This window comes from Pseudomonas sp. MS01C9, from assembly GCF_058202755.1.
In genome coordinates, this window is record NZ_CM177073.1 from 4,887,809 (window position 1) to 4,907,945 (window position 20,137).

A 20,137-nucleotide genomic window follows, 5' to 3' on the forward strand; every position below is an offset into this window, starting at 1 on the left:
GCGGCATGCTTGCGACGATCATCGCCGGTACCGTCGCCATCCTGCTGGCCGGCGCCATCGCCTGGAGCACCTCACGGTTCGTCGCGCAGCCCATCGTGGCCCTGGCCTCGGTGATGCGCCGGCTGGCCGCCGGTGACCTGAATGCCGAGATCGCCAGCGCCGAACGCGGCGATGAAATCGGGATCATGACCCGCGCCGTCCGGGTATTCCAGGAGAACGCCTTGCGCATTCGGGTACTGGAAGCCGAGGCCGAAGCCGAGCGACAGCAGGTCCAGGCCTCGCTGGAGAGAATGGTCGCCGAGCGGACCGACACCCTGCATCGGCAGACCGAGTTGCTGGAGGCCCAGGCCGTCGAACTGATTCAGGCGCGCAACCAGGCCGAGACGGCCAACCAGGCGAAGAGCGATTTCGTGGCCACGGTCAGCCACGAACTGCGCACCCCCCTGACCCTGATTCTCGCTCCCTTGGAAGAGCTCTCGGCGGCGAGCAGCCCGCCGGCGGACTGGCGTGTGCAGATCGAGCGCGCCCAACGCAACGCGCTGCGCCTGATGAATCGAGTGAACGATATCCTCGATTTCTCCAAGGCCGAAGCGGGCAAGTTCGAATGTTGTCCGGAGCCCATCGACCTGAACAGGATGGTAGGGGTGCTGGCCGAGGATGCCGCCATGGTGGCCAAGGGCAAGGGCTGCACCTTGACCTGTCACATCGATCCTGCCCTCGGCACGGTGTTCCTGGACCCCCGACACCTGGAGAAAATCCTGCTCAATCTGGTGAGCAATGCCATCAAGTTCACGCCCGCCGGCGGCACCGTACATCTGGCGGTAAGCGCTCTCGATGACGACCGATTCGAATTCGCGGTGCATGACTCGGGCATCGGCATTGCGCCGGACAAGCTGCCACTGCTGTTCCAGCGTTTTTCCCAGATCGATAATTCCGCCACACGGCATTACAGCGGCACAGGCATCGGTCTCGCCCTGGTCAAGGATCTCGCCGAGCTGATGGGAGGCGAGGTGGGCGTCGACAGTGAGCCAGGACGGGGTTCTTGCTTCTTTGTCCGATTTGCGCGGGGGGCCGAGCCTGACAGCGTGTCGAGCGAAGCCAGCGCCATGCAGGAGCTGCCGTCGCCCACCACCCCGGTCACGTCCGAGCAGCGCCACCTGCTTTTCGACGACGGACGCCATGGCAGTGGCGACGCCCGGGCTTCAGCGCAAGGCGCAGATGATGAGCAACGCCCGGAGGGCGCCTTGCAGTCCAGGGTACTGGTGGTGGATGACAGCCCGGAAATGCTTGGCTACCTCCATGAACTGTTGCGCGATGACTACCTCATCGTCACCGCGGCCGATGGCGAACAGGCCTGGGCGATACTGCAGCGCCGACCGATCGATGTGGTGCTCTCGGACGTGATGATGCCGGAGCTCGACGGCTTTGGCCTGACGGCCAGGATCAAGGCCAGCGCCGGGTTCGCCCATATCCCTGTGATCCTGCTGACTGCCCGCGGCGGCGCCGAGGCCTGCGTCTCCGGCCTGGAGAGTGGTGCCGACGACTATATCGCCAAGCCTTTCTCGCCCCTGGAGCTCAAGGCCCGCGTCCGTGCGGCGCTGCGCATGAGCCAGGTGCAGACCGAACTGAATGCGAAGTCTCGCCAGGCAGGCATGGCCGAGATCGCCACGACGGTGCTGCACAACGTCGGCAATGTCCTCAACAGCGTGAACGTTTCGGCGGAACTGGTCAGCAGCCAGATGCGCGCCTCCAAGGCCCAGGGATTGGCCAGGGTGGCCCAGATGATGAACGAACACATCGATGACCTGGGCGATTTCCTCACCCGGGACCAAAAGGGAAAGTTGCTGCCCGAGTACCTGATCAGGTTGGCGGACGTGGTGACAGTGGAGCAGCAGGGCATCATCGAGGAGCTGGGGCAGCTCACCAAGGGCATCGACCATATCAAAACCATTGTCGCTGCCCAGCAGACCTATGCCGTTGCTGTCAGTATCGTCGAGACAGTGCCTGTCTCGCAGCTGATCGACGACGCCTTGCGCATGAGTGCCGGGTCACGGTCGCGCCAGGAGGTGGCGGTGGTCAAGGAGATTGCCGACCTGCCCCTGCTGTCCCTGGACCGACACCGGGTATTGCTGATCCTGGTGAACCTGATCAGCAATGCCAGGCAGGCGTTGGGCGGCGTGCTCGATCGCAAGCCGTGCATCACCTTCAGTGCCTGCCTCACCGAGGGACCGACCTTGCGTATCACGGTATCCGACAACGGCAATGGGATTGCGCCGGAGCACCTGCCGCGGATCTTCTCCCATGGCTTCACGACGCGCCCGGACGGCCATGGTTTCGGCCTGCACAGCTGCGCCCTCGCCGCGCGGGAAATGGGCGGCCGCTTGACCGTGCACAGCGAGGGGGCCGGACACGGCGCAACGTTCACCCTCGATATCCCCCTCGATGTTCCGCAGGACTAGGCTCTGTACGCGAATGGAGGCCGGACCGAAACATCCGACCTGTCGCTGTCGCAGTGTTGTCACTGGGTTGCCGGCCCGGAACTAACCGCCGTTTTTAACCGTGCTCCAGATGCGGGTGCGCATGCGGTCGACCTGCAGCGGTACGGATTGGAGTACAAAGAGTTTCTGCATCACGCTTTGCGGCGGGTAGACCATCGGGTTTTCCCTGATGGCCGGGGTTACCAGGGACTCGGCTGCGGCGTTACCGTTAGCGTAGTGCACGTGGTTGCTGATGTTGGCCATCACTTTTGGGTCCAGCAGGTAATTCATGAAAGCGTATCCGGCTGCTTCGTTCGGCGCATCGGCGGGCATGGCGACCATGTCGAACCACATGGGCGAGCCTTCCTTGGGAATCACGTAGGCAATCCTCTGGCCGTTTCCAGCTTCCTCTGCGCGCGAAGCGGCCTGCATCACGTCACCGGAAAAGCCCACCACCACGCAGACATCGCCATTGGCCAGGTCGCCGGTGTACTTGGAACTGTGGAAGTAGCTGATGTAAGGCCGCACGTTCATCAGCAAGGCCTGGGCCTTGGCGTAGTCGGCCTTCTGCTGGCTGTGGTGCGGCAGGCCGAGGTAATTCAAGGCGATCGGCAGGATTTCCGGCCCGTTATCCAGGAACGCCACCCCGCACTGCGCCAGCTTTTTCATGTTTTGCGGCTTGAACACCAGGTCCCAGGAATCCACGGGCGTGTCGCCAAGTACGGCTTTGACTTTGTCGACGTTATAACCGATGCCGGTACTGCCCCATAGGTAGGGAAAACCGTGGCGGTTGCCGGGGTCGTTGGCTTCCAGGGCCTTCATCAGTGTCGGGTTGAGATTGTTCCAGTTGGGCAAGCGGCTGCGATCCAGGACCTTCAGCGCACCCGCGGTAATCTGGTGTGCCATGAAGTGGTTGGACGGAAACACCACGTCGTAGCCCGAGTGCCCCGCCATCAACTTGGCATCGAGCATTTCGTTGCTGTCGTACAGGTCATACTGAGTGGGATGTCCGGTGCTGGCCGTGAACGCTTGCAAGGTATCCGGGGCGATGTAGCTGCTCCAGTTGTAGATCCTTACGGTATCCGCCGCTTGTGCGGCGGCGCTGACCAGTAGCAATGGAGCGATCATTTTCAACATACAGATACCTCAACCTTTGTTCTAAGCGTTATGGAAGGGGCAGTCAGAAAATCAGTACGTAGCTTTTGCGAACGGTCTCTTGTACGTCCCAGATGCCCGTTGTGTTCGCGGGGAACATCAACGCGTCGCCGGCCTGGATATCGATGGGCGTGCCTTCATCCGGCGTGAAGGTGCAACGTCCCTGGATAAAGTGGCAGAACTCCTGTTGCACGATTTGCCGGCGCCAACGGCCGGGTGTGCATTCCCACACCCCGGCCTCGACGCCGTCGGTGCGTTCCACTGCGTTGCTGGATACGTGGGCCACCGGTTCACCCAACGGCACTGCGACCGGATGGGCCTGGCCCAAGGGCAGTGCTGCGGTGTCTGGGAAGTGTTCGATGGTCATGCGAAGGGCTCCTTACTGTGCATCAGGCTTTCCATGGTGGACGCCAGGCCTTCAGCCATTTTTCGCCGCCACCGTGGGGTTTCAAGGTTGGCCAGTAGCCGGTCTTCCAGCACAAAACTGCGAATGATCGCGTTGTAGCCAAGCCAGCGCAGAGGCTCGGGCTCCCATCGCGGCAGCGAGGCAATGGAGCGCTCGGCCAGGACCCATGGCTGGCGGGTGAGCACACTTTCACGACCGAGGATCAGCTCGGCCAGGGTGCGTCCGCCCAGATTGCTGGCGCCGACCCCTTCGCCGCCATAGCCGCCCGAGAGCGCCACTTGCTGGCGGCGGTCCACCAGCATGTGGGGCTGAAAACGCCGGGCGATTCCCAGGTTGCCTCCCCAGGCATGGGTCAGTCGTACCTGGCGCAGTTCCGGGAACAGGTCACCGAACAGTTGCCGGCGCAGGTCGCGTTCGGCACCGCTGAGGTTGAAGTCCTGACGCAGTCTGCCGCCGAAGCGGTAGCCGCCGCGGGCACCGAATACCAGGCGGTTGTCCCGGGTACGCTGGCCATAGGTCACTTGGCGGCTGTTCTCGCTGAAAGCCTGCCCATGGCTGAGGCCAATTCGCGCCCAAAGGTCTGGCGACAGCGGCTCGGTGGCGACGATCAGGCTTTGCGCAGCGACAAGGTGCTTGCCCAAGGGCGCAAGTTCACTGGAGTAACCTTCCAGTGCCGGCACTATCCAGTCGGCGCGGACCTTCCCCTGGGCGGTCGACAGTTCTCCGGGCTTCCAGCTCGATACCGGGCTTTGTTCGAAAAGCCGCACCCCGAGCTTTTCCACGGCTCGCGCCAATCCACGAACCAGCTTGGCTGGCTGGACGGTGGCGCAGTGGGGCGAATACAGGCCGCCGTAGGCAGAGGCCACTTTCAGTTGGGTATCCAGCTCCTCGCGGTCCAGCCAGCGATAGTCCGCGTCATCCAGGCCCAGGGCCCGATAGCCATCCAGTTGTTCGCGCAGGCGGCGTTCTTGTTCGGGGTAGCGGGCCGCGCAATACAGTACGCCGCCCTTGCGCAGGTCACAGTCGATCGCTTCCCGTTGGCAGACCTGCGCCACTTCATCCGGTATGCCGTGCAGCAGCTCGAAACCTTCTGCCCGGGCCGTCGGCGAGAGTGCGCCCAGCAGGCGGTCCTCACCCTGCAGGTTCCCCATCAACCAGCCTCCGTTGCGGCCGGAGGCACCGAAGCCCGCGATCTGGGCTTCGACGATCACGATATTCAGGTGGGGAGCCTGGCGCTTGAGGTAGTAGGCGGTCCAGAGTCCGGTGTAGCCCGCGCCGATGATAGCCACGTCTGCCTGGAGATCTTCGGCCAATGCCGGCCTCGGCTCCAGTGGCTCCTCGAGTTGCTCCATCCACAAACTCACACCGCGCCAGTCGCCCATGCCATACCCCGCTTACCGATTCAGGCACGAGTTTAGGCATCGGCTTCTTCGGCTGTCTTATCTGCGGGTACGCGTGCAATGCAGCTTCAGCCAGGCTTTGGGAGTACAGCCGGTATGGGCGCGGAAGGTCTTGTAGAAGGATGAGGTGGAGTTGAAGCCGGCATCGGCAGCGAGGTCATCCATGGGCATCGCTTCACCTTCTTCGGCCAGGCGGCGCAGCAGATACTGCACCCGGGCCTGGTTAACGTAGCGGTAGAAACTCTGGCCCAGCACCTGGTTGAGCAGGTATGACATTTGGTTGCGGCTATAACCCGTCGCTGCCGCCACCGTCTGCAGGTCCAGCTCCGGATCGAGGAAGGGTTGCTGGCGCTGGAAGTACTCGTCCAGGTCCCGGGCCATGTAGGTCAACTGCCGGGCCGACAACCCCAGCTTGCTGATGGCCGGCGCCCGGTTGGCATTGGCTTGCGGGTGTTCATGCACCAGCGAGGCGTATTCATTGACGCGCCAGATCAGCCCGTCCCGCACGGTGATGGCTTCGCTGGAGCGGAAAACCACCCGCTGGCCGCTGCCCTGCAGTGCGGTCTGGTACTGGATGAAGGCTGTGCTGCCGTCGGCCCGGATGCGATCGGTGTGCTCCAGGTATTCATCCGGCTGCCGGGGCAGGGTGCCTGTCACATACACGCGCAATTGCGCCAGGCCCATGGTGCGGTTCTGGAAGAAGTCGTTGTACTGCACATCGGGATGGTACAGCGCCATGATCGCCTCCAGGTCCCGATGTTTCCAGGCCAGGTGATAGCGCAGGACGGTATCGCGAGTGCGGCGGGTGGTGTCATCGGGCGGGCAAGCCATGAGCGGGCCAACGTCTTCGATCGGAGAACTTCAGATTACTTGGCAGGCCTCCGGTTTGGAAGGCACGGCTGCGGTGACAGGAGCGGGTGCCGGCCCGGGCGCATTCGTTGTCGTTCATGCGCACCCGCCGAGCCGGCCTGTCCGTTTCTTCCTGCCTGCGCCGCAAAGTTGCGGTTCATCGCTTCACGGGCCTGGCTTGTCGATGCAATCGGCCCGCGACAGGCGCGGTTACTCCACCGCCTCGGCCACGCCCTGGTCCTCACCCAGGAATCCACCGCTCTGGTGGTGCCACAGCCGTGCGTAAGTGCCGTTTTTCGCCAGCAGTTCGGCATGGGTGCCTTGTTCGACGATGCGCCCCTCATCCATGACGATCAGCCGGTCCATGGCCGCGATCGTCGAGAGTCGATGGGCGATGGCGATGACGGTCTTGCCCTCCATCATTTCATCGAGGCTCTCCTGGATGGCGACTTCGACTTCCGAATCCAGGGCACTGGTGGCCTCGTCAAGCAACAGGATCGGTGCGTTCTTGAGCATCACCCGGGCGATCGCGATACGTTGGCGCTGGCCCCCCGACAGCTTGATGCCGCGTTCACCCACCAGGGTGTCATAGCCGCTATGGCCTTGCCGGTCGCTCAGTTGACGGATGAACCCATCGGCCTGGGCGTTGGCTGCCGCCGCACGGATCTGTTCATCGGTGGCCTCCGGGCGACCGTAGGCGATGTTGTCGCGGATGGAGCGGTGCAGCAGGGAGGTATCCTGGGTGACCATGCCGATGGCGCTGCGCAGGCTGTCTTGCGTCACCCTGGCGATGTTCTGGCCATCGATGCGGATCTCTCCGCTGTCGACGTCGTAGAACCGCAGCAGCAGATTGATCAGCGTCGACTTGCCGGCACCGGAACGGCCCACCAGGCCGATCTTTTCGCCCGGGCGGATATGCAGGCTCAGACCATCGAGCACCTGGCGCTCACCGTTGTAGTTGAAGCTGACATTATCGAACGTCACCGCGCCGCCCTTGGGGACCAGCACGCCGGCATCGGGCGCATCCACCACCTTGGGGCCGCGGGTCAGTGTCTCCATGCCATCCTGCACGGTGCCGATGCTCTCGAACAGCGAGGTCATCTGCCACATGATCCAGTGCGACATACCGTTGATGCGCAGCGCCATGGCGGTGATCGCCGCCACGGCCCCGGTGCCGACTTCGCCCTGGTGCCACAACCACAAGGCATAGCCGCCGGCGCCAAGGATCAACGCGACCACCAGGGCCTGGTTGACGATCTCGAACTGGCTGACCAGGCGCATCTGGCGAAAGCCGGTGAGCTTGAAATCTTCCATGGCGGCGCGGGCGAAATGCGCCTCACGCTTGGAGTGAGAGAACAGCTTCACCGTGGTGATGTTGGTGTAGGCGTCCGAGATGCGCCCGGTCATCGACGAGCGCGCATGGGCCTGTTCCTGGCCGACTTGCCCCAGGCGCGGCACGAAGTACAGCATGGCCAGGCCGAACAATACGATCCAGGCAATGAACGGCAATATCAGTTTCAGGGCGAAGCCGCCCGCCAGTGCGATGATCGCGATGAAATACACGCCGATCCCGGGGGCGATTTCAATGACGGTGAACAGGACCTCGCGCACGGCGAGTGCCGTCTGCATCACCTTGGTGGTCACCCGGCCGGAGAATTCATCGGAAAAGAACGAAAGGCTCTGGCGCAGCATGAGGCGATGGAAGTCCCAGCGCAGCCGCAACGGCAGATTGATCGCCAATACCTGGTGCTGCACCATCGTGCGCAGCGCCACCAGTGCGATGCTGGCGAGCAAGACCATGCCGATACCCCACAGCACCCGGCTTTCCTGTGCTTGCGCCTCGCCGCCAGCCTGCCAGGTCGAGAGCAGGTCCACGACCTGGCCCAGGAAGGAAAACAGCCAGGCTTCATAAATCGATACGCCAGCGCTGAGCAGTGCAAAAGCGAGTATATAGCCGCGAGCGCCTCGGGTGCAGGCCCACAGGAAACGGACCAGACCGACCGGGGGCGGTGGGGCTTCATCGGGTGGGAAGGGGTCGAGTCTTCGTTCAAACACACGAAGCATTGGGGTCTCCGGAAAGTTCTTGATAGGGGATTTTGCCACTTAACGGCTGCCTGAGGGGCCGCGAGACAGGGGCGGCGCGCCAAGGCGTACCTGGACGAAACCGGACATGAGCCCATGATTGGCCGACCCATTGCACCGCAAAGCCTCACGAGAGGGGCGAGTGGGGGCTGAAGGGCGAACCGTGTCACGCCTTGCCCGGCGAGCAGTGGCGCCAGCTAAGGTTGGCCCGTGACCCGATCAGACCACGTCCGTATGCAGGTTCGGACCTGTGCCTATCAACGTCAGTTCCACATGCCCCGGCGGGGGCACCTCAGCGGACTTCGCGCCAGTATCGGCGCTGGCCGGCGCGCTGTTGTCCGCCGCACTGAACAGCAGGTTGCTCTCGTTGAGCCGGGAGGAAACGTTGCCGTCGATCACCAGTTCGAAACGTTGTCCGTCGCCATTGGCCTCGAAGCTCTTCAGGTAAGTGCGTGTGTCGTCGGCATTGTTTCGGATCGCCAGCGTCCCGTCGTATCCATTGCCGATGCCGGTGAAGCCCAGGGCACTGAGATCGATACGGTCTTCGTCGGGATTGAAGTCGAGCAGGCGATCGCTGCCGCTACTGTCGGCGCAGCGGAAGCTGTCGGCCACGCTGGCATAGCGCAATACGTCGTTTCCCGCGCCACCGGAAAGCAGGTCACGGCCGAGATTGCCCTGCAGCAGATCGTCTCCCGCCAGGCCACGCAGGATCTCATCGGTTTCCAGGCCTTGCAGCTTATCCTCGCCAGAGGAGCCCACCAGTCTGGCGGTGCCATCCGTGCTGCCGAACGTCGTGTCAAGGCTGCCATCGGCATTCAGGCGAACCGCAGCAAAGTCACTGCCATGGTTGGCGTAGGCGTGTCCGGCCAGCAGGATCCTGCCATCGTCCAGCAAAGTGATTTCGCTGGCCAGGGCCGAGTCGCCGGGCAGGTCGACGCTGACCGTCCCCTGGTTGCCGAAACTGAGGTCCAGGCTGCCATCGGCGTTGAGCCGGGTCACGGCAAAATCCTTGAAGGTGCTGGTGCTGGCCACCAGGATCTTGCCGTCGTCCTGTATGGCCACGTCGCCACGGTAGCTGCCGAGAAAGGACAGCGACGCGATGCCGCCCTCGCCAAAGTCGGTATCCAATTCCCCATCGGCCGTGTACTTGAGCAAGCTGTTCTGGAAGCCGGGCGCGCCCTGGACCAGCAGGCCTCCATCTGCCATCGGGGTCAGGCCTTGCATGAACTCGAACGTGCCGTCGGCTTGCAGCGTCAAGGTGCCTTGCGTGCCAAACGCCATGTCCCGGGTGCCGTCGGCATTCAGCTGGGCCACTTTCAGAGTGTGACCTTCCAGCGCACTGACCAGCACGCCCCCGTCGGCCTTGGCCTGTACCAGGGGGGCTGAACCAAACCCGCTGGGCAGGCTGGCCGCGGCATTGCTGTTGAAGGTGAGGTCGGCTTTGCCGTCCGGCCCCCAGCGCTGGACGATGGCGGTATCGTCATGCCCTTCGTGGGCAGTCACCACCGCACCGTCGGCCTGGACCTGAAGAGTGTATGTCTTTTCGAGAGGGATCTGCTTGTGGATCACCTGTCGGCCGGCGTTGCCGTAGTCCTTGTCCAGACTGCCGTCGGCAAGAAGGCGGGTGAGCGAAAAGTCCATGCCCTCGTCCAGGTCGTCGCTGTACTGGCTGAAGCCGGCGATCAGAATCGAGCCATCGGGCTGTATCACCACGTCCTGGGCATTATCCGCATGTCCCGCGATATCGACGATCATCGTCCCAGGGGCGCTGTAGGTGGTGGCCATGTTTCCAGTCCTTTAGAGCATCGCAAAGCGTTGACTCTAGCCCAGTACCATTGATGCGCCAGGGTTTCTGGACAACTGGCATGGCAGGCAATCCAGCTGGCCACGGATGAGCGGGGCTCAGGCATCTCATCGAAAGCGGGCGTCCGTCACAGGTAATTCATGATGAACCAGACGTCTGCATTCGCGGTTCCTGCGCTCAGGCCAGGATCGAGTATCCCGCTGCTTCCCGAGGGCAGGACGCGCAAATACCGCGCAGTCAGGGGGATGCTGAAGGTTCCGCCCGCGGCGGGGGACTCGCCAAGGACATAGCTTTTGTTGAGTTCCAATGGTTGCTGGTCGTTGCCAAGCAGTTGCAGTCCCAGGCCCTTGGCGGTGGACGTATTGTTGAGGTTGACGATACCCAGGCTGGCATTCCATGCGGGACTGTTCGGGGTCGGGGCGAGTGTGTAGGTAATCTTGTTGATGCCCTTGGGGCAGTTGTTGACCCTTATATTGAAACTGACCGGGGCGGATTGCGAACCATATTCCGCAAATGAACTGAGCTTGTGTTTGCCCATGTCCACGGTCACGTCTGGCGTGTCGCAGGATTGGGCAACGATGGAGGTGCTGCTGGTCACGCTCATTGCCAGGGGCGTGATGCTGTCGAAGTAGTAATAGCCATATATTCCCGAAGGCAGCTTCAGCAGCTCGCCCTGGGTGTCGGCGATCTTTATCAGGCGTAGCGCGTGCTGGGAGCCATTCCACCCCCAGGTGCCGGAGGGGCCGTTATCAATGTTGGGGTAGCCGCGTGCCGCGGTGTTGTTGATTTCGACGCGTATCCACTGCCAGGCGATGCCTGTATTGCCTATCGGGAATATGTTGTTGCCGGGTGTCGTTGTCCCAAGGCTGTTTTTGATGCCATAGGTATACCCCGAGGGGCACGTGTAGGAACTGTTTACGCCTTGCAAGGTTTTTGTTGGCGTTTCATAAAGGACCGTTCCATTTGGGGCATCCCGGGGCACCGATATCGTCGGCGGAAAATCGAATTGCATGGTGGTCAGGCCGTGTCCTTTCACAAAGGAACAGGCTGCCTCTGCTCCCTGGCCCGTCAAGGCGAGGAAAACGATGGGTACTATGATTTTTCCTGGTGTCATTCAAGACCTGCTCTGGGTGGGTGCGGCGCTGCGCGGGGATCGATTTGAAGTCGGAAGGTTGACGGAGGCTGGGACAGGGATATTGGAATTCGACGATAAGATCCGTCGCCGGCTTTTGGAATCGGAAGATTCCTATACGCCACGTCCGCAGCACCGAACCGATCGGGTGGACACGCCTGCGCTGGGGCCGGAATCGCTTGGACGGTGGTCCCGAGCTCTTTCACAACACTCAAGATCCCTCTGCCGCTGACGACATAGACCTTGATGACTCAAGCCAAGGAGCAGTCGCTATGGGCGTTAAAGAGGTAGTGATGGGCGTGTCGCTGTGGGTGGCCCTGAACGGGGCGTGCCAGGCCGAACCGGCGTTGACCGAAGGCGTTATCCGTTTCACCGGGAGCATCGTCGAGCCAGGGTGCCGAACGGACATGAACCCCGGCGTCGCGATCGAACTCGTCGAATGCCCGCGTGCGGCCCGCGGCGCTACTCTCGATGTCACACACATGGGCGGCCAGGGCAACCAGACACCCGGTGTCTCGGCACGCCTGATCGCGGACAGCGGCACGGACGAGCCTTATTACAATCAGCGCTACGCCCTGGTGGACGCGGCCGGAAAGCCCGTGCTCGATGGCACCTGGCTGGTGACGCTGACGGCGCCATGAGGCGCACCGTCAGGGCCTGCATTCGAGCCTGACCCGCTCGTAGTTCAGAGCCTTGTCGCGCTCGGGCAGGGAGTAACTCGCCTGGCATTGCTTGTCCGCCCATTTGATGGTGAGCGTGGCGCTCGGGTCCTGCACCAGGGCCAGGGCCTTGCCGGAAGGATCGGCCATCGCGATCTGCTTGCCGCTTGAGTCTTCCAGCACCGTGCCGAACGGCAGATGCTTGTGCATGGCATCGAACAGTTCGAACTGGACCCGCCGACCGGTTTGCGAGGCGTAGCGCACCAGTACGGCGGCGCCGCGTCGAGGCACGACTTGTTGGGTGGCATTCTCGATCTCGACATCGGCGCCCAGATCACGAGTGTCGAGGCTGATCCAGTTCACCCGGTAGGGTTGGGTGTTGGGGATGACCGCAAAGCCGTTGCGGCCGGTTTTGGTTCCGCTGAAACTGCTGATCTTGACGCCGCCGGGTACGTCTGGCACCTCGGCCAGTGCAAAGGTTTCACCCAGGGTCTGCCCGAGGTTGATCCCTCCCGCGTGGGCTACCACCGAGCCGGCGAGGTTCAGGTTCTGCGAGGTGTAGCCGCGCCCCTGGCTGTAGCCCGCATTGATGTCCACGAAGGGCTGTCGGGTACTGATGCTCGCCGATCCCGAATTGCCGCTGGTGCTGCTGTTGCCTGCCTGTACGGAATAATAGGTGTCGCTGTTTTCCGATAGGTAGCCGTTCACCCCCAGTTGAGTGCTGTCGCCGGATTTCTGGCTGGTGGTCGAGAAATACGCCCGGGGGGCCCGTGGTTTGGAACCGAGGGGAAACGACAGCGACAGGTTCATCTGTGTGTCGTTGTTCGAGGGGCCGAAACTTCCCACGTCCTGGGTGTGGATCACGCCGAGGTTGTAGGTCAGGTCACCCCAGTTGTTGCTGTAGCCGGCGGACACACTCTGGGATCCGCCTCGTCCCCAGTAACGCTGGTCGGTAGCGTTCAGGTAAAGGCTTCCGAACTGCTGGTTGCGGCCCAGGCTCTGGCTCACGGTCAGGTCCGTGCGGGTCTTGGAGTTGCCGCGACGCTGTTCGGCGTAGCTCTGATCCTCGATATGTTCGGTCAGCGTGCGGTAACCCTCGGTCGAGTAACGATAGGCAGCGAGGGTGAAGTTGGTGTTGGTGCCACTGAAAGTCTTGGCGTACAGCATCCGCAGGCTGTTGCCTTGTGTGGTCTGGCCGTGGGACTGGCTGGACGAATGGGTCAGGTCGAACGACACGGCCCCCCAGGGCGTATTGCGACCCAGGCCCATGGACAAGGCCCTGAAATTATCGGTTGCCTGTACGCCGACGATGCCGGTCGTGTTGCTGCTCAGGCCGTAGGCCAAGGTACTGCTGAGCATCTGCGGCGATGCCAGGCCTTCGGTGTTGCTCTTGTACTGGCCCGCCGAGACGCTGTAGTTGACCTGCCCCTGGCGCACCATGATCGGCAGGCTGGAGAAGGCCTGGATGGTTTCACGTCGGCGGCCGTCCGCTTCGATGATCGTCACCTGGAGATCACCGTTGGAGCCGCTGGGGTAGATATCGCTGATCTCGAAAGGACCAGGCGGCACGTTGGTGCTGTACAGGATGTAATCGTTCTGGCGAATCTCCACGGTGGCGTTGCTTTGCGCAACGCCTCTGATGACCGGTGCGTAGCCACGTTCGCTGTCGGCGCGCATGCCCTCGTCGGAGCTCAGCATCAGCCCGCGGTAGCGGACGCTGTCGAACAACTGCGAGTCGGAAAAAATGTCCCCCGCGCTGAACTGTCCCTTCAGGGCCGTGACGTCATGTTGCACATAGCTACGGTTGCTGGTGAACGTATTCGGCCGGCCGGTCTGGCTGTTGAAGTTGGATTCGTTGCGCAGCCTCCAGCCGCCGAGGTTGATGCCGTTGCGCAGACCCAGGTTGTTGGAAATCGTCGTGGCGCTGTCGGTGCTGTTGCGATTGCTGCTCAACTGATAGTTGATGAACCCAACGGGCACTCCCGCGTCCCACAGCGCGGGGTCGACATAACCACGCATGCCTCGTTGCATGGCGATCTGCGGAATGCTGATCGACAGTCGCAGGCGACTGGGGTCGTAGTTGACGGTCGCCTGGTCGATCAAGGCCGGCAGGTCATGGCAGGCGTCCGGCGCAGCGTTTTTGAGGCGGTCCGCCACTTCGGGCCGGCTCAGGTTGATCCCCAGTTGCTGCAAGGTTTCCAGGGTCAGGCAGGCTTCCACTTTTGCGCTTTTCTCAACGCGCCGAAAATCGATATCGCGACGGCCGACCAGCACGTCGTTGCTGTAGACGTCCACCCGATAATTTCCTGGCAAAACGCTGTTGGCCGAGAGCAGCAGATCCAGGTCCACGGAGGACGCTGCGCCTTGCAGGAATGAGGTATTGAACTGGCTGACTTGAAGGGGTTCTTGAACTGCCGGGTCGCCAGCTTCTGCGAGCTGGGTCAGGCCTGCCAACATCGCCAGGTATAACGCGTTAAGACCAAAGTTAATGGACGACGTCGTTTTTGTCGGGGAGTTGGAGTTGCTGCGTGGGAATAAAGACATGCCCAGCCCTATATCGCTACGGACGACAGAAGTTAAGGTTCGTTATTGAAATCGGAGAGCGTCGGGAACTGCTGTGAGTGCGGCGATCGTTATTGCACTGCTTTTCCATTGACGGCCGATGCACCGGTGAAAGTCGCTGCATAGCGAACTTGCGCACCGTAATCGTTGATGCTTGAAAAGTTGACGCTCGAATAGTTCGAATGTGTGGCCTGTTTAAGAGGGAGCGTTTTGGTCTCGCCGGGCGCAATCATCATGGAGTCCACCGGGTGTTCAGTGCTGGAGCCTGAACGAACGGCCACTTCCGACAATGAAACGTGATAGAGACTCGGGTTGCTTATCGTCAATGTCGCATGACCTTGCTGCTCGCCCAGTCGCCACGACAGTTGTTCAGGCGCCAGATACGCTTCTGGCGCAAGGCCGACAGGGCGGAAGAACACCTTGATGCGCTGGCGTACCGCCAGTTGCAACGTGTTCGGCGTCTTGGCGGCCTGGGGGATTTCCTGGACATTGAGCCATACCACCGATTCCTTGTCGGTTGGCATGCCGGTGCCCTCATAGATAATCCGCAGCAGTTGCTGTTCCTTGGCCATGATCCTTGCCAGCGGCGGTGTCACGGCAAAAGGGACTGGCGCTTTCTCGGTCTCGCCGTCGATCCAGGATTGAATCAGCAGGTCGTCACCATTGTTACGTACCTTGATGCTGACCTCTTTGTGCTCGGCGTCGAACACCAGGCGGGTCGCGCTCAGCGAGATGCCGGCGCTTGCCTGTGCTGCGAGCAGTGCGCAGTGCAAACCCACGCACAACGATAGGAAGTGTCGGTTGAACATGACTGGATGCCTGAAATTGAGAAAAGGCGGGACCCTGAAGTCCCGCGCAGTATCAGCCCCGTCCGGCCCTTACTCGTATTGCAGGGTGAACGGCAGGGTGGCGTCGCCGCGACCGGCCACGGCGGTCTTCGGATCGGCAGTGGTGACGTAGGCAGCGGAGAACTTCAGGGTCGCGCTGCCGTCCTGCAGGGTGTTTTCGATTCTGGCGGCAGTTGGGGAGCTCAGGTCGATCTGGTCGCCATTGGCGTTCAGCAGGGCGATACCGATGTTCTTGGCTGCGCCTACACCGTCAGTCAGCTTGAGGACCTTGGTGCCGGTCACGATGCCCGAGCCCGCGCCTTTGGTCGGTTCGAAAATCATCGCAACCTTGGTGCCGGCGTTGCAGTTGATCTTCATGTCGAAGTTTTCCGCGCTCAGCTTGCCGCTGCCGATGGGTGCTGCTGCTGTGCCCATGTCCTTGATGGACACTTCACCCATGGGCACCGAGATGGTTTTATTCAGGCCGGCACTTTCGATGGAGCAGGCGTCGTTGTTGATGATGCCGCTGAAATTGATAGTGCCACTGCCGGCCAGGGTGGGCGTTACCGGATCAGCTGCAAACGATTGACCCGCGGCGGCGAGCATTGAAAGTGTCAGCAGTGTCAGCGATATGTTCTTCATTTAAATATCCATATGTCGGAGATAAGTTGCGTTCTAAACGCCGGGCCAATTTAGTTTTTTGCCGGGGCACGGGCCATCAGACAATTCTGATTGATGTCAATGGGCTAGTTGTGGGCGGAGCGTTTAGAGCGATGAACGGGCCTGCGCCTCATGCACAGACCGTCAATGTATGAATGTTGGAGGAGGGCGCGCGAAAGTTGAAAGTTATAGAAATGACAAGTAGGCGCGAAGAGAGTTGTTCAACTGAAGATATTGTTCTCCAGGCAATACGTCAGCAGATCCTGGTCGCTGGAAACTTCAAGTTTACGCATGGCGGCGATTTTCTGGGTGCTGACGGTCTTCGCGCTCCTGGACTGGCTTTTTGCGATGGCAGTGACGCTCAGCCCCGAGACGAACAGGCGCAGAATCTCGAACTCCTTGGGCGATAGCCTCGACAGCCGTTCATCCAGCGCGACGTTCTGCTCCCTCACGCTATGGGCCAGGGGCCTTGCACTCTTGAAAGGGCGTCCCTGGGCGATGGCCGTGAGCGCAAGCTGGATGTCGTCCTGCAACTGGTTCTTCTGGATGACACCGACCACGCCCAGCTCATGGAGCCGGGTCAGGATCAGCGGGTTGGAGATCATCGTCAGCAGGAGGATTTTCACCTCCGGGAAGTGCCGTCGCAGGTACTCCACCAGTTTGAGTCCGTCACCGTAGGGTGAGTCGGCCGGCATGTTGAAGTCCGTGATCACCAGGTCGACCGGCTGGTGTTTGAGAAGCTCTATCAGTCCATTCGAACAGACCGCCTCACCGACGATCCGGAAGCGGTCGTCGCGTTCTATCAGCTCACGCACGCCCAGCAATACGATGGGGTGATCATCCGCGATCACGACGTTGAGTGTGGCCATGTTGGCTATCCCTAATACGTTATTGAGTCATACCGTCATGCCAGTGCGTCGAGCATCGCTCTCAATCGCCCAAGCATAGCCTCGATGTCGCTGGCCAGGTCAGGTGTCATGTGCCGGCCCTCCAACCGGTTCTCCAGGTCGATGCAGGTTTGCGCCAGGTCGGCCGCCTGCACGGCGCCCAATGCCCCGGCCATGCTGTGCAGTTGCCGGGCTACCGCGGCGGTGTCGTTGCCTTGGAGCGTGGCATTGAGCGTGTCGATATCCTGCTGCATCGTGCTGAGGAACAGGTCCCGCATTTTCGGCGACAGCTGTGGCCGGTCGGCATTGTGCACCGTGTCGGCCGCAGGCGGTGCCGGGCTGAAGGGGAGCGGCTCGGCGAGCTTGCAGTGTTTCAACAGCTGTGTTCGCAGCATGTGCAGGTTGAGCGGCTTTACCAGCCAGGCATTCATGCCGACCGCAGCGCAGCGCTCTCCCTCGTCGCGCAGGGCATTGGCGGTCACCCCGATGATCGGCAGGTCCGGCTCGTTCCTGCGCAGTGCCTGGGCCAGTTCATAGCCGTTCATTACCGGCATGTTCACATCGGTCAGCACCAGGTCGAATGAGCCGGGCAACCATTGATGCAGGGCCTGCTCGCCATTCGCCGTGGCGACTACCGAGCAGCCCAGCGCCTGCAGTTGCTCCTTGATGATCGCCCGGTTGATCGGGTTGTCCTCGGCCACCAGGATGTTCAGGTCCAGGTGTCGTGGCGGCTCCATGGTCGATGGGAATGTCCGCGAGTCGGTGCCCTGCTGGGCGAAACGTATTGCCCATGCCATCGCCCGGATGTCGTACGCATCCACGGTCCAACCGGCGCGGGTGTACTCCGGCGGGTTAGGACCGGCGGCCCTGGCGATTATCCGCGGGCCAGTCCAGGAGGACTCCTGGGACGAGGGCAGTACATCGAGCAACAGCGATGATGCGCACGGCGGCTGTTCCGGGTTGACGATACGGGTTTCCTGGCCTAGTCGTTCGAGCCAGTTGCAGACATGCTGCGCCAGTTCAGGCGTGGGTGCCTGTACATAGACGGGCGGGGTGTGCGGATCGAATTGCGGGCAGTCGCCCAGATGGCCTTGGCCGCAGGCAAGCTTGAGTTGCAATGAAAAACTGCTGCCGAGCCCGGGTTCGCTCACCACTTTCAGCTCGCCGGCCATCAGTTCGCATAACCACCGGCAGATCGCCAGGCCCAGGCCGGCGCCCGCTTCGCTGGACGCATCGCGAACCTGGTAGAAAGGGTCGAACAGCTGGGCCTGTTGCGCTTGGGAGATGCCGATGCCGGAGTCGCTGACCTGCCACAGCAGGCTGGCGACGTCGGCATTCTTGTCCAGGACTCGCAACCTCAGTACGACGCGTCCGTTGTCGGTGAACTTGATCGCGTTGCTCACCAGGTTGTTGAGGATCTGGCGGATCCGCAGCGGATCGCCCCGCACCTGGTCGGGAACGGCGGGGTCGATACAGGCGTAAAGCTGCAAGCCCTTGGCCTGGGCGAAAGCGCTGTAGGCCCGCAGGGTCTCTTCGGTCAGTTCCAGCGGGCAGAAGTCCTGGGCCTCGATGGTCATCTGCCCGGCTTCGATCTTCGATACATCCAGTACGTCGCTGATCAGTTGGAACAAGGTGGCCGACGAGCGCTGGATCGTGCGCAGGTATTCCTGCTGGCGGGGGGCCAGCTCAGTCAGGCCCAGGAGTTCCAGCGTGCCCAGTACGCCGTATAAAGGCGTGCGAATCTCATGGCTCATGGTCGCCAGGAAACGGGTTTTTGCCGCATTGGCGGAATCGGCGGCGTGCAGTGCCTGTTCCAGCGCCGCGGCATCCTCGATGTGGCGGGTCACGTCGTTGAATGCGCAGATCCAGACCTCCTGCCCGTGATAGCGAGCCCCGACGAAACCCACCTGCAGATGGCGACCGTCGATCTGCAGCTCCGTCTGGCCCGCACGGGTGAGCAGTTGCCTCTGCTCGAGTGCGGCGATCAGTTTGTCACTTGGCTGCCATTGTTGAAGACGCTGGTTCTGCAGGAGGATCTTGTGATCGCTGCGACGTATCACGCACAGGCCGGTGGGAGCGCTGTCGATGATCGCGCGACTGAAGGCCTCGCTTTCGGCGATGCTCTGGTGGGCCTCATGGGCGGGCAAGACCACGCGAGTCTTGTACCACCGGTTGAAAGCCCAGCCACCGCCGATGCTCGCGAGCATCAGCGTCAACATGCCCAGCAAGGGCCACCAGGCATAGTCGATGAAGCTCTTGAAGCCGACCACATAGACGGCTGTCCAGGGCTGTTGCCCGTCGCTGGAAATCTTGAACACCAGGCCATCGAGACGAAAGTTGAGCCCGTCCTTGAGGTCTTGCCCAGGCTTTTCGGCGCCTACCAGCAGGGCACCGTTGGGGGCTACCAGGCTGAAGCGATCGTAGATCGACCACTCCATGATGCGCTCGATCTCGTTGAGCTGGTTCAGGTTCAGCAGCGAAGCCACCACCACCCAGGGGCTGGCACCCCGGATACCCAGCTGGGTGGCCGGCATGTCGATGTTGATGTAGGCCAGGACGGTCGGCGGGGCGCTGTTGTCCGTTTCGGCGCTGTAGCGCACCCAGTGCACGCGACTGTCCGCAGGCCGAGGGTTGTCCTCATGCAGCCGTTGCAATATCTGGTTCATGACCTGCTGGTAGGTGCCGCCCTGGATCTGGCCGACGCCGCGCAGGCGGCCGGCAGCGGGCACGGCGATATCGAAGTTGTCCGGCATGTTGAACAGGAACACCTGCGGCGACTGGTAATACGACGCCGACCAGAAGGCGCTGTAGTAGCTGGCCAAATGGGCACCCAGGCCGAAGACCCGGTGGCGTTCCCCCGGCTCGATGGTGGCCGGGTTGATCTTCACGCTGAAGGGCAGGGAGAAAGACAGTTCCTGGCCTTTGTAGATGCCATCGCCTTCATCCGGCAACGGCTCTTCGACAAACATCCGGAACTGCCCGGTATCCAGCGGCAGGCCTTTGGCGCTTTGCCGGGCAATCGCATCGAGGAAGGCGTCCTGTTCGCCGATGTTTTCCATCAGCCTGGCGAAGTGAAACCGAACGGTGTCGCGCTGCTCCTCGATCATTCGGTTCAAGCCCCAGGCACTGAGACCGATCAATAGCGACGCCAGACCGCCCAGCACGATCAGCCCTTTGTTCATCTTCAAGGAGCTGCTGGTCAGTTTCTGTAGAAGATCATCGGAATGGGTCATTGGG

General features: G+C 61.8%; 13 protein-coding genes and 3 pseudogenes. 4 read left to right on the plus strand and 12 right to left on the minus strand.

What is annotated here, in order from left to right; translation table 11 throughout:
- Positions 1-113: 113 nt before the first annotated feature.
- The 3 pseudogenes from AC1M7R_RS22300 to AC1M7R_RS22310 all read left to right on the plus strand — a co-directional run.
- Positions 114-1,001: pseudogene (locus AC1M7R_RS22300) on the plus strand (sensor histidine kinase); the annotation flags it as partial.
- 315 nt (positions 1,002-1,316) lie between these two features.
- A pseudogene (locus tag AC1M7R_RS22305) lies at positions 1,317-1,604 on the plus strand (response regulator transcription factor); the annotation flags it as partial.
- Positions 1,605-2,171: 567 nt separating this feature from the next.
- Positions 2,172-2,459, plus strand: a pseudogene (locus AC1M7R_RS22310) (ATP-binding protein); the annotation flags it as partial.
- Positions 2,460-2,540: 81 nt separating this feature from the next.
- Here the strand turns inward: AC1M7R_RS22310 and AC1M7R_RS22315 are convergent.
- The 7 genes from AC1M7R_RS22315 to AC1M7R_RS22345 all read right to left on the minus strand — a co-directional run bounded on the left by AC1M7R_RS22315 (position 2,541) and on the right by AC1M7R_RS22345 (position 11,287).
- The gene (locus tag AC1M7R_RS22315) at positions 2,541-3,614 is read right to left on the minus strand and encodes a polyamine ABC transporter substrate-binding protein (protein ID WP_490609924.1); all 1,074 of its coding nucleotides are present in this window, start codon (positions 3,612-3,614) and stop codon (positions 2,541-2,543) included.
- A gap of 43 nt (positions 3,615-3,657) precedes the next feature.
- Entirely contained in the window at positions 3,658-3,999 is a 342-nt protein-coding gene (locus tag AC1M7R_RS22320; RefSeq protein WP_072394659.1) for a cupin domain-containing protein, read from the minus strand.
- Complete coding sequence (locus AC1M7R_RS22325; protein ID WP_165887580.1) at positions 3,996-5,420, minus strand: NAD(P)/FAD-dependent oxidoreductase; 1,425 nt, start codon at positions 5,418-5,420, stop codon at positions 3,996-3,998. Before AC1M7R_RS22325 ends, AC1M7R_RS22320 begins: the two co-directional genes overlap by 4 nt.
- A 57-nt stretch (positions 5,421-5,477) precedes the next feature.
- Positions 5,478-6,269 carry an AraC family transcriptional regulator gene (locus tag AC1M7R_RS22330; RefSeq protein WP_072394665.1) on the minus strand — a complete coding sequence of 264 codons (792 nt, stop codon included), beginning with the start codon at positions 6,267-6,269 and terminating at the stop codon, positions 5,478-5,480.
- 228 nt (positions 6,270-6,497) lie between these two features.
- Positions 6,498-8,351, minus strand: a complete 1,854-nt coding sequence (locus AC1M7R_RS22335) for an ABC transporter ATP-binding protein (protein ID WP_337349292.1) — start codon at positions 8,349-8,351, stop codon at positions 6,498-6,500.
- Between the two features lie 237 nt (positions 8,352-8,588).
- Positions 8,589-10,154 carry a M10 family metallopeptidase C-terminal domain-containing protein gene (locus AC1M7R_RS22340; protein ID WP_072394671.1) on the minus strand — a complete coding sequence of 522 codons (1,566 nt, stop codon included), beginning with the start codon at positions 10,152-10,154 and terminating at the stop codon, positions 8,589-8,591.
- Positions 10,155-10,300: 146 nt separating this feature from the next.
- Positions 10,301-11,287 carry a fimbrial protein gene (locus tag AC1M7R_RS22345; protein WP_083526331.1) on the minus strand — a complete coding sequence of 329 codons (987 nt, stop codon included), beginning with the start codon at positions 11,285-11,287 and terminating at the stop codon, positions 10,301-10,303.
- Positions 11,288-11,577: 290 nt separating this feature from the next.
- Here AC1M7R_RS22345 and AC1M7R_RS22350 point away from each other — a divergent pair, with 290 nt between their 5' ends.
- Positions 11,578-11,946, plus strand: a complete 369-nt coding sequence (locus AC1M7R_RS22350; RefSeq protein ID WP_053154022.1) for a hypothetical protein — start codon at positions 11,578-11,580, stop codon at positions 11,944-11,946.
- A gap of 9 nt (positions 11,947-11,955) precedes the next feature.
- Here AC1M7R_RS22350 and AC1M7R_RS22355 read toward each other — a convergent pair whose 3' ends face one another.
- From AC1M7R_RS22355 to AC1M7R_RS22375, 5 genes are all read right to left on the minus strand, one after another.
- Positions 11,956-14,421: a fimbria/pilus outer membrane usher protein gene (locus AC1M7R_RS22355; RefSeq protein ID WP_082339815.1), complete on the minus strand. Its 2,466-nt coding sequence runs from the start codon at positions 14,419-14,421 to the stop codon at positions 11,956-11,958.
- A gap of 176 nt (positions 14,422-14,597) precedes the next feature.
- A complete protein-coding gene (locus AC1M7R_RS22360) occupies positions 14,598-15,335 on the minus strand; it encodes a fimbrial biogenesis chaperone (protein WP_072458440.1) in 738 nt (245 codons plus the stop codon).
- A 69-nt stretch (positions 15,336-15,404) separates the two neighbouring features.
- Positions 15,405-15,995: a fimbrial protein gene (locus AC1M7R_RS22365; RefSeq protein WP_053154017.1), complete on the minus strand. Its 591-nt coding sequence runs from the start codon at positions 15,993-15,995 to the stop codon at positions 15,405-15,407.
- A 239-nt stretch (positions 15,996-16,234) separates the two neighbouring features.
- Positions 16,235-16,882, minus strand: a complete 648-nt coding sequence (locus AC1M7R_RS22370) for a response regulator (RefSeq protein WP_053154013.1) — start codon at positions 16,880-16,882, stop codon at positions 16,235-16,237.
- A 35-nt stretch (positions 16,883-16,917) separates the two neighbouring features.
- Positions 16,918-20,133, minus strand: a complete 3,216-nt coding sequence (locus AC1M7R_RS22375) for a hybrid sensor histidine kinase/response regulator (RefSeq protein WP_092179697.1) — start codon at positions 20,131-20,133, stop codon at positions 16,918-16,920.
- Positions 20,134-20,137: the final 4 nt, after the last annotated feature.

Excerpts from the sequence above, each read along its gene's own strand:
- AC1M7R_RS22330 (WP_072394665.1), bottom strand. The coding sequence starts at position 6,269 with ATGGCTTGCCCGCCCGATGACACCACCCGCCGCACTCGCGATACCGTC.
- AC1M7R_RS22375 (WP_092179697.1), bottom strand. The coding sequence starts at position 20,133 with ATGACCCATTCCGATGATCTTCTACAGAAACTGACCAGCAGCTCCTTG.
- AC1M7R_RS22335 (WP_337349292.1), bottom strand. The coding sequence starts at position 8,351 with ATGCTTCGTGTGTTTGAACGAAGACTCGACCCCTTCCCACCCGATGAA.
- AC1M7R_RS22350 (WP_053154022.1), top strand. The coding sequence starts at position 11,578 with ATGGGCGTTAAAGAGGTAGTGATGGGCGTGTCGCTGTGGGTGGCCCTG.
- AC1M7R_RS22365 (WP_053154017.1), bottom strand. The coding sequence starts at position 15,995 with ATGAAGAACATATCGCTGACACTGCTGACACTTTCAATGCTCGCCGCC.
- AC1M7R_RS22340 (WP_072394671.1), bottom strand. The coding sequence starts at position 10,154 with ATGGCCACCACCTACAGCGCCCCTGGGACGATGATCGTCGATATCGCG.
- AC1M7R_RS22370 (WP_053154013.1), bottom strand. The coding sequence starts at position 16,882 with ATGGCCACACTCAACGTCGTGATCGCGGATGATCACCCCATCGTATTG.
- AC1M7R_RS22345 (WP_083526331.1), bottom strand. The coding sequence starts at position 11,287 with ATGACACCAGGAAAAATCATAGTACCCATCGTTTTCCTCGCCTTGACG.
- AC1M7R_RS22315 (WP_490609924.1), bottom strand. The coding sequence starts at position 3,614 with ATGTTGAAAATGATCGCTCCATTGCTACTGGTCAGCGCCGCCGCACAA.
- AC1M7R_RS22355 (WP_082339815.1), bottom strand. The coding sequence starts at position 14,421 with ATGTTGGCAGGCCTGACCCAGCTCGCAGAAGCTGGCGACCCGGCAGTT.
- AC1M7R_RS22360 (WP_072458440.1), bottom strand. The coding sequence starts at position 15,335 with ATGTTCAACCGACACTTCCTATCGTTGTGCGTGGGTTTGCACTGCGCA.
- AC1M7R_RS22325 (WP_165887580.1), bottom strand. The coding sequence starts at position 5,420 with ATGGGCGACTGGCGCGGTGTGAGTTTGTGGATGGAGCAACTCGAGGAG.
- AC1M7R_RS22320 (WP_072394659.1), bottom strand. The coding sequence starts at position 3,999 with ATGACCATCGAACACTTCCCAGACACCGCAGCACTGCCCTTGGGCCAG.